Raw genomic sequence first — 574 nt, forward strand, 5'->3', positions numbered from 1 at the left:
TGAAATTGAAACGTTCAATAAACAAAATATTAAAATTACCCACTAAGAAAGATGAAAAGACCAAAAACTAAACCATTTCTTTTATTGTTGTTAGGCTTTTGTATAAGTTTAGGAATCAGTTATGGACAAAGTACACCTTTACAAAAGACAACGCCACTAAGAGGCAAAGCTCTGAGCAAAGCTACTCAAAAACTGTTTGATAGTAGGCACAATGGAAGCGAATCAGCATCAAGATTCGATAATGCAGTAGTAAGTTCCGAATGGGAATATAATAGGGTCAAGGATCCCAAAACTGGTAGGATTCCTACGAATATCTTGGAATTAGAGCAGCAATTCTCTCAAGGTATAGAGGTCGATGAGAGTTTTAGAAAAGCTACAAAAGCCCAAGGTAAATCAACAAAAGCTCAAGGTCCAGACATGGAATATTGGAAAAACAGAGGGCCGTTTAATGTTGGAGGGCGTACGAGAGCACTAGCTATAGATAGAAGTAATGAGAATGTAATTTTGGCAGGCGGAGTCTCCGGTGGCTTATGGCGTTCTGAGAATGGTGGCAATTCTTGGCAAAAAGTAACAA

The 574-nt window shown here is 38.3% G+C and carries 1 protein-coding gene; it reads left to right on the forward strand.

Annotated features, from left to right (window positions below; genetic code table 11):
• Window positions 1-51: 51 nt before the first annotated feature.
• On the forward strand, window positions 52-574 hold a 523-nt coding region (locus SM447_RS29625), incomplete at its 3' end, for a WD40/YVTN/BNR-like repeat-containing protein (protein ID WP_474576160.1).

This window comes from Micromonospora aridisoli, assembly GCF_056150025.1.